The 8,063-nt window shown below is 71.6% G+C and carries 10 protein-coding genes; 2 read left to right on the forward strand and 8 right to left on the reverse strand.

The annotated features are described in order from the left end of the window. Window positions 1-68: 68 nt before the first annotated feature. From bfr to DQW85_RS31640, 7 genes are all read right to left on the reverse strand, one after another. Entirely contained in the window at window positions 69-548 is a 480-nt protein-coding gene (gene bfr / locus DQW85_RS31610) for a bacterioferritin (RefSeq protein ID WP_113703452.1), read from the reverse strand. Window positions 549-564: 16 nt separating this feature from the next. After that, on the reverse strand, window positions 565-741 hold the full coding sequence (locus DQW85_RS31615; protein WP_113703453.1) for a (2Fe-2S)-binding protein: 177 nt from the start codon (window positions 739-741) through the stop codon (window positions 565-567). Between the two features lie 120 nt (window positions 742-861). Next, window positions 862-1,485 carry an MBL fold metallo-hydrolase gene (locus tag DQW85_RS31620; protein ID WP_113703454.1) on the reverse strand — a complete coding sequence of 208 codons (624 nt, stop codon included), beginning with the start codon at window positions 1,483-1,485 and terminating at the stop codon, window positions 862-864. After that, window positions 1,486-2,571 carry an S-(hydroxymethyl)mycothiol dehydrogenase gene (locus DQW85_RS31625; protein ID WP_113703455.1) on the reverse strand — a complete coding sequence of 362 codons (1,086 nt, stop codon included), beginning with the start codon at window positions 2,569-2,571 and terminating at the stop codon, window positions 1,486-1,488. It abuts the gene before it with no gap. 15 nt (window positions 2,572-2,586) lie between these two features. Beyond that, window positions 2,587-3,600 (reverse strand): adenylate/guanylate cyclase domain-containing protein, encoded by a 1,014-nt coding sequence (locus DQW85_RS31630; protein WP_113703456.1) that lies wholly within the window; start codon window positions 3,598-3,600, stop codon window positions 2,587-2,589. Between the two features lie 14 nt (window positions 3,601-3,614). Next, on the reverse strand, window positions 3,615-4,127 hold the full coding sequence (locus DQW85_RS31635) for a PH domain-containing protein (protein WP_113703457.1): 513 nt from the start codon (window positions 4,125-4,127) through the stop codon (window positions 3,615-3,617). 81 nt (window positions 4,128-4,208) lie between these two features. Beyond that, window positions 4,209-5,033, reverse strand: coding sequence for a biotin--[acetyl-CoA-carboxylase] ligase (locus DQW85_RS31640; RefSeq protein ID WP_113703458.1), 825 nt, complete (start codon window positions 5,031-5,033; stop codon window positions 4,209-4,211). A 77-nt stretch (window positions 5,034-5,110) separates the two neighbouring features. On the opposite strand from DQW85_RS31640, the gene fdhD reads away from it, so the two are divergent. Together fdhD and DQW85_RS31650 are read left to right on the forward strand one after the other, a co-directional pair. Then, window positions 5,111-5,947 (forward strand): formate dehydrogenase accessory sulfurtransferase FdhD, encoded by an 837-nt coding sequence (fdhD, locus tag DQW85_RS31645; RefSeq protein ID WP_113703459.1) that lies wholly within the window; start codon window positions 5,111-5,113, stop codon window positions 5,945-5,947. Between the two features lie 104 nt (window positions 5,948-6,051). Next, complete coding sequence (locus DQW85_RS31650; protein WP_113703460.1) at window positions 6,052-7,173, forward strand: epoxide hydrolase family protein; 1,122 nt, start codon at window positions 6,052-6,054, stop codon at window positions 7,171-7,173. 2 nt (window positions 7,174-7,175) lie between these two features. On the opposite strand, the gene DQW85_RS31655 is transcribed toward DQW85_RS31650, so the two are convergent. Further along, window positions 7,176-8,063 (reverse strand): phosphoenolpyruvate carboxylase (locus DQW85_RS31655; RefSeq protein WP_113703461.1); only part of this gene is annotated, 888 nt, incomplete at its 5' end.

The raw sequence follows: 8,063 nt of genomic DNA on the forward strand, positions 1-8,063 counted from the left end.
CCCGCCGGATGTCCCCGGCGGGCGCGGCGCGTGTGGTCGTCCTCGGACGAGCGCGTCCGAGGACGGCTTCAGTCATTCGACGGCTCGGTGTAGCGGGCGAGGTAGAGCTGCTCACCGAGGCTCCGGATGAGGGCCAGCTCCGTCTCGAGGTAGTCGATGTGGTGCTCCTCATCCTCCAGGATGTCCTCGAAGATGCGGGCGGACGTCACATCGCCCTTCTCCCGCATCAGCTTGATGCCTGGACGCAGCCGCTGCACCACCGCCAGCTCGACCTCCAGATCGGCCTTGAGCTGCTCCTCGACCGTCTGGCCGATGTGGAGGGTGCCCAGCCGCTGATAGTTGGGCAGGCCCTCCAGGAAGAGGATGCGATCAGTGAGACGCTCGGCGTGGCGCATCTCGTCGATCGACTCGTCGCGGGTGTGCTTGGCGAGCTTGGTGTAGCCCCAGTTCTCCTGCATCTTGGCGTGCAGGAAGTACTGGTTGATAGCGGTCAGCTCCGCGGTCAGCTGCTCGTTGAGCAGCTCGATGATCTGCTTATCGCCCTGCATGAACGGGCCCCTCGTGCTATGCGGTCGTCAGTTCTTCAGACCGTTTCAGGATCGCACATATCTTCCTGACACAAGAGGCGCAATCCGCCCCGGCACCCGTGGTGTCGCGCACCTGCCGCGCGCTCCGCGCGCCGGCGGCTATGCAGTCGTGGACCTCGTTCTCGGTCACAGCACGACAGACACACACGTACATCTGGGGAAAGGCCTCTCACACGATGGATGCCCGTAGGTTAGGCATGCCTAAATGTAGCCCACTATGGTAAGGCTTGCCTATGTTAGCCACGCCACAGATCGCGAGCCCCCGGGACAGGCCTCAGTGCCCCCTTTTGATCCACTCCTCCAAATGCGGCGCCTCGGCCCTGATCGAGGTGGAGTCGCCGTGGCCAGTGTGCACCACGGTCTCGGCGGGCAGCGTCAGCAGCCGTTCACGGATCGACTCGATGATCGTCTCGAACGAGGAGTAGGACCGGCCGGTCGCGCCGGGGCCGCCCTTGAACAGCGTGTCGCCGCTGAACACCGCGCACAGGTCGGGCGCGCGCAGGCACACCGCGCCCGGCGCGTGGCCCGGCGTGTGGAGCACCTCCAGCGAGATCCCGCCGACCGCGAGCTTCTCCCCGTCGGCCAGCGGCTGGTACGCCACCGCGTCGCCGTACACCTGCTCCCAGAGCACCTGGTCGGCGGGGTGCAGCCGGATGGGCGGCGCCCCCGTGAGGCCGGCCAGTTCCTGGGCGGCGTTGATGTGGTCGTTGTGCCCATGGGTGCAGACGATGGCCTTGACGGCGCGCCCGCCGACGCGGTCGGCGATGGCCCGCGCGTCGTGCGCGGCGTCGATGACGACCACCTCGCGGGCGTCGCCGACCAGCCAGACGTTGTTGTCGACCTCCCACGTGCCTCCGTCGAGCGAGAACGTCCCTGAGGTGACGACCTTGTCGATCATCTAGAACACCACCACCGATCGCAGCACCTCGCCCCGCTGCATCTTGGCGAACGCCTCCTCCACCTCGTCGAGGCCGACCGTCTCGGTGACGAACTTGTCGAGCGGGAGCCTGCCCTGCAGGAACAGGTCGATCAGCATCGGGAAGTCGCGGCTGGGCAGGCAGTCGCCGTACCAGGAGGACTTGAGCGAGCCGCCACGGCCGAACACGTCGAGCAGGGGCAGCTCCAGCCTCATCTCCGGCGTCGGCACGCCGACCAGCACGACCGTGCCCGCCAGGTCGCGAGCGTAGAAGGCCTGCTCGTACGTCTCGGGCCGGCCGACCGCGTCGATCACCACGTCGGCGCCGAACCCGTCGGTGAGGTCGCGTACGGCCTCGACCGGGTCGGTCTCACGCGAGTTGACCGTGTGCGTGGCGCCGAAGCCGCGCGCCCATTCGAGCTTGCGGTCGTCCACGTCCACGGCGACGATCCTGGTGGCCCCGGCCAGCGAGGCGCCGAGGATGGCGGCGTCGCCGACCCCGCCGCAGCCGATCACCGCCACCTTGTCGCCGCGCGTGACGCCGCCGGTGTTGAGCGCGGCGCCAAGACCGGCCATGACCCCGCAGCCGAGCAGCCCGGCCACCTCGGGGGGCGCCTCGGGAGAGATCTTGGTGCACTGCCCGGCGGCGACCAGCGTCTTGCTGACGAACGCCCCGATGCCGAGCGCGGGCGAGAGCTCCGTGCCGTCCCCCAGCGTCATCTTCCGCGCGGCGTTGTGGGTGGCGAAGCAGTACCACGGGCGGCCGCGCAGGCAGGCCCGGCACTGGCCGCAGACGGCCCGCCAGTTGAGGATGACGAAGTCGCCCGGCTCCAGCCCTGTGACGCCCTCGCCGACGCTCTCCACGACGCCCGCCGCCTCGTGCCCGAGCAGGAATGGGTAGTCGTCGCTGATGCCGCCCTCGCGGTAGTGGAGGTCGGTGTGGCAGACCCCGCAGGCCTGGACGCTCACCACGGCCTCGCCCGGACCGGGATCCGGCACGATCACCTTCTCGAGCGAGACTTCCCGGCCCTTACCTCGGGCGATGACACCCTGCACTTCGTACGGCATGCCAGCCATCTTGTGTCAGGAGGGTGATCGTCGCAAGACATGCGGCTGCACCACGCCGAGGCCGCGGGCCGGCCGGCGCCGGATCCGGTGGGTAACGAACCCGGGCTCGTCCGCGAGCCCCTCGGCCAGCCCGGAGTCGACCACGATCGTGCCGGGCCTGGCGATGGCGGTGAGCCGGGCGGCCAGGTTGACCGTGGTGCCGTAGACGTCGCCCATCATGGGCAGCACCGGCCCGTAGGCCATGCCGATGCGCAGGTCGCCGCCTTCCAGCAGGTCCAGCGCGATGGCGGCGGCCTGCGCCGGGGTGGGCGCGGCGAACAGCACCTCGTCACCCAGCGTCTTGACCAGCCGGGCCCCGCGGGCGGCCACCACGTCGGCCGCCAGGGCCTCGAACCCCTCCACCAGCTCGGCCAGCCCACGCTCGTCGAGATCGCGGGCCCGCCTGGTGAACGAGACGAGGTCGGCGAAGCCCACGGCCAGCGACAGGCGGGACGGCACCGGCTCCTGGTTGAGGTCGGCCATGGTGAGCAGCCGCGTGCCCGCGGCGGCGAGCTGCGCCCGCCAGACGTGGACCAGCACCCGCTCGAAGTCGGGCAGCAGCAGCCGCGCGGTGTCGAGCACGCGCGCCAGGTCGCGGTCGGAGGGCTCGGCGTCCTCGGGCAGCATCGCGCCGATCATGATCTCGGCCTGCCACTGGGCCAGCCTGGCCGTGGTCTGGCCGAGCGCGCGGGCCATGCGGATGACGGTGCGCTCGTCGAGCAGGCCGCTGTCGAGCATCGTGCGCACCCGGCCCAGCGCGGCCACGTCGGCCTCGGAGAACGCCACGGCGTCGTCGGCGTACGTGGCGAAGCCCAGCGCCCGCCAGATGCGCTCGGCCAGGTCCTGTGGGACGCCCGCGCCGTCCGCGACCTGCTTGCGCGTGAGGCTGGCCGGCATGCCGACGAGCAGCCGCTCGATCTCCTCAGCGGTGGGCCGCCCCGGGGAGCCGGCGGTGGGCCGTCCTGGGGAGCCCGCCCGGTCCGCGCTCATCGGGCCACGCCGCCTCAACGGCCGTCGAGGTCGCCGTCTGAGGCGTCTTCGAGCAGGCGGAACAGGTCGCTGCGCACCTCCTGGATCCGGGGGATGTCACGGAGCACGATCTGGCCCCTCTCGCCCGCCGACTCGACGGTGAGCGTTCCGCAGCCGAGCAGGCGCTCGGCGAACGTCTGGTCGGAGCTGACCGTGTTGACCTTGGCCATCGGGATCTCGTCGGTCGACTTGTTCAGCACGCCCGTGCTGATCGTGAACCGGTGGGTGGTGAGCACGTAGCCGGTGTTCCTCCAGCGCAGGTAGGGGACGAACGTCCAGAGGGTCAGCAGGATCACCGCGACGGCGCCGGTGGCGATCCTGGCGTATCCGGCGTACGCCCAGTCGCCCGGGATGAGCCAGAGCACCGCGCCCGAGGCCGCGGCGATGAGCACGAACGCGACGACGGGGCCGATGAGCCGCTTCCAGTGGGGGTGGAAGGCCCTGATGCGCCGCTCACCGTGCGTGAGGTGATGGTCCGGGATGGTCATGGGCAAATCGTGCCACCTCGGCGGTCGCACGGCTACGCGCGCGGGCGAACGCGGGCACCTCCTTGACGCGGGCGTGGCGCCCTACGGCGATGCGGGGCGGACGTGGACGACGTCTCCCGCGCTCAGCGTGTAGCGCTCCCCCTGGGCCGCCACCTGGAGGTGGCCGGCGTGGTCGACGCCCGTGGCCCGCCCGGCCAGGAACCGCTCGCCGGGCAGCTCGACCCTGACCTCGCGGCCGATAGTGGCGCTCGACGCCTGGTAGGCCGCGCGCAGCCCGGACCTGTCGGCGTCGCCGGCGGCTTCGCTCCAGTCGCGGTAGTGGGTCTCGACCTCCCTGAGCACGGCGCGCAGCAGCGGGTCACGGTCGAGGCAGGCCCCCTGCTCGATGGCCAGCGAGGTGGCGGTCTCCACCGGCAGCTCCTCGGGCTTGAGCGAGACGTTCAGCCCCATGCCGATGACGACGGCGTCCTCGACCCGCTCGGCGAGCACGCCGGCCAGCTTGCGCTCGCCGATCAGCAGGTCGTTCGGCCATTTGAGGCGCACGTCCACCTCCGCCAGCCGCCGGACGGCCGAGGCGGCGGCCACGGCGAACAGCAGCGGCAGCCAGCCCTGTGTCGCGACCGGCGGCTCGGGCCTGAGCAGCACCGACACCGTGAGGCCGGAGCGGGGCGGCGCGGTCCAGGTGCGGCCCAGCCTGCCCCTGCCGGCGAGCTGCTCCTCGGCCACCAGCACCGCTCCCTGCGCGGCGCCCTGGCGGGCCAGCGTGGCGAGGTCGGCGTTGGTCGAGCCGGTGCGCTCGACGACGCTCACGCCCGTCCACAGGCTGCCCGGGCGCACCAGGGCCCGGTTGAGCGCCGCCTCGGAGAGTGGCGGCCGGTCAAGGTCGGAGTAGCGCGAGTCGGGCACCCTTCCATCTTGGCCCACTCGGGGAGCGGCGAAGATGGAGGGGTGCGCTACGAAACCCTCCTGATCGCGCGACGGCCATGACCGTCCGCCCCGGGCCCACCACCCGTGTCCGCGTCCGCGAGCTCTCCGGCTCGGCGTCCAGGGACCGCCGCGACGACCTTGCCACCGAGGAGCCGCTGGAGATCCGCCTCATCTCGCTCGACGGCACCCGCAGGACGGTCGCGATCACCATGCGCACCCCCGGCCACGACTTCGAGCTGGCCGCCGGTTTCCTGCACGGGGAAGGTCTCGTGCCGCCAGGGGGGATCATCGCCATCGGCTACTGCACCGACGGGGACGTGGCGCCCGAGGCCCGCTACAACACGGTGACGGTCCGGCTGAACGGGCCGGTCCCCGACCTGCCCGCGCTGGACCGCCACTTCCTCACCTCCAGCGCGTGCGGCGTCTGCGGCTCGGCCAGCCTGGACGCGCTCCACGACCGCTGCCGCCCGCTCCCCACGGGCTCCTTCACGGTGACGCCCGAGACCCTGTACGGCCTGCCCGACCGGCTGCGCGCGGCGCAGGGCGTCTTCGGCAAGACGGGCGGGCTGCACGCGGCGGGCCTGTTCACATCCGGGGGCGAGCTGGTGGCGCTGCGGGAGGACGTGGGCCGGCACAACGCGGTCGACAAGCTCGTGGGCTGGGCCTCACTGGCCGGGCTGCTGCCGCTGGATCGGCACGTGCTCATGGTCAGCGGCCGGGCCAGCTACGAGATCACGCAGAAGGCGCTGGCCGCCGGCGTTCCGGTGGTGTGCGCGGTGTCGGCGCCGTCGTCGCTGGCCGTCGACCTGGCCAGGGAGTTCGGGATGACGCTTGTCGGGTTCCTGCGCGGCGAGCGCTGCAACGTCTACTCCGTCCCCGGACGCGTCTCCTGACACAGGACGCTTCCATATTTCTTAAAGTATCGGAATAAACCATTCCGTTCTGATACTATGGGAACAGAACGAACCGTTCCCTTCGACGTCCGAGAGGACGAGCCATGACCACCGAGATCCGTCCCTTCCGCATCGACATCCCGCAGGCCGACCTGGACGACCTGCGCGACCGGCTGCGCCGCGCCCGCTGGAGCGCCGAGCTGCCCGGCGAGGGCTGGAGCCGCGGCGTGCCCGCCGGCTACTTGCGCGAGCTGGCCGCCTACTGGGCCGACGGCTACGACTGGCGTGCCGCCGAGGCGCGGCTCAACCAGTTCCCCCAGTTCCTCACCGAGGTGGACAGCCAGACCATCCACTTCGCGCACGTGCGCTCGGCAGACCCGGACGCCATGGCTCTGGTGCTCCTGCACGACTGGCCCGCCTCGCACGTCGTCTTCAGTGAGGTCATCGCGGAGCTGTCGCGCGACTTCCACGTGGTGTCCGCCAACATGCCCGGCTTCGGCTTCTCCGGCCCGATCGCCGGACCCGGCTGGACCATCGGGCGGGTCTCCGGCGCGTTCATCGAGGTGATGGCCCGGCTCGGCTACGACCGCTTCGGCGTGCACGGCCAGGGCGGCGGCGCCTGGGCCGCCGTGGAGATCGGCCGCCAGGCGCCGGACAACGTGGTCGGCATCCACGTCAACGGCCTCGTCACCTTCCCGTCGGACGACCCTGCCGACTTCGCGGGGCTGACCGAGGCCGAGCAGGAGCGGCTGGCCCGACTGCAGCACTTCCGCGACGACATGATGGGCTTCAACGTCATCCAGTCCACCCGGCCGAAGACCGTCGCGTACGGCTTGCACGACTCCCCCGTCGGCCAGCTCGCCTGGATCGTGGAGAAGTTCAAGGAGTGGACGGACGCCGAACGCGAGCTGCCCGAGGACGCGGTCGACCGCGACCTGCTGCTGACCAACGTGAGCCTCTACTGGTTCACCGGCACCGCGGGGTCGTCGGCCAACCTCTACTACGAAATGGCGCACGACCCCGCCGCGTGGGCGCCCAAGGAGCGCGGCACCGTCCCCACCGGCGTCGCGCTGGCGTTGAGCACGGACGTCACCATCCGGCGCTTCGCCGAACGCGACAGCAACGTGGTCCACTGGTCGGAGCTCGAGCGGGGCGGCAACTTCCTGCCCGCCGAGCAGCCCATGGCCTTCGTCGAGGACGTCCGCGCGTTCTTCGGCGCGCTCTGACGTCAGCCGGTGTTCTGCAGGCCGGCCGCGACGCCGTTCACCGACAGCAGCAGGAGCGCGGACAGGCGGTCGCGCTCGTGCTCCGACGGCGCGCCCGTGCGCAGGGCGCGCAGGGCACGGAGCTGGAGGTGCGACAGCGCGTCCACGTACGGGTCGCGGAGCTGGACGGCCCGCGAGAGGACCTTGCGGTTCTCCAGCAGGCGGGTGTGGCCGGTGACCTGGAGCACCAGCGAGCGGGTCCGGTCGTACTCCTCCAGCACCTGCCTGGTGAAGTCGGGCCGGCCGCCCAGCTCCAGGTAGTGCTCGGCGATCGAGCGGTCGGTCTTGGCCAGCGACATCTCGGCGTTGTCCAGCAGGGCGTTGAACAACGGCCACTCCTGGTAGGCCGCCCGGAGCTCGTCCAGGGAGGCGACCGACGCGAGGCCGGTGCCCAGGCCGTACCAGCCCGGCAGGTTGACCCGGGTCTGCGCCCAGGCGAACACCCACGGGATGGCGCGCAGGTCGTCGAGGGAACGCGGGGCGCCGAGCCCGCGGCGGGCCGGGCGCGAGCCCAGGCGCAGGGAGCCGATCTCCTCCAGCGGGCTGACCAGCGCGAACCACTCGGGGAAGCCCTCGGCCTCCGTGAGAGAGCGGTAGGCCCGCTCGGAGGCCGTGGCGACCTGCTCGGCGAGCGAGCGGAAGCGGTCGGCGGCGGCGGCCGTGCGCGCGCCGACGGTCGGCGAGGACGCGAGCAGCACGGCGTTGGCGACCTGCTCCATGTGCCGCCGGGCGATCGCCAGGTGGCCGTAGCGGGCGAAGATGACCTCGCCCTGCTCGGTCACCTTGAACCGGCCCGCGACCGAACCGGGCGCCTGCGCGAGCACGGCGCGGTTGGCCGGGCCGCCGCCGCG

This window comes from Nonomuraea lactucae (genome assembly GCF_003313395.1).
In the GTDB taxonomy this organism is placed as follows: domain Bacteria; phylum Actinomycetota; class Actinomycetes; order Streptosporangiales; family Streptosporangiaceae; genus Nonomuraea; species Nonomuraea lactucae.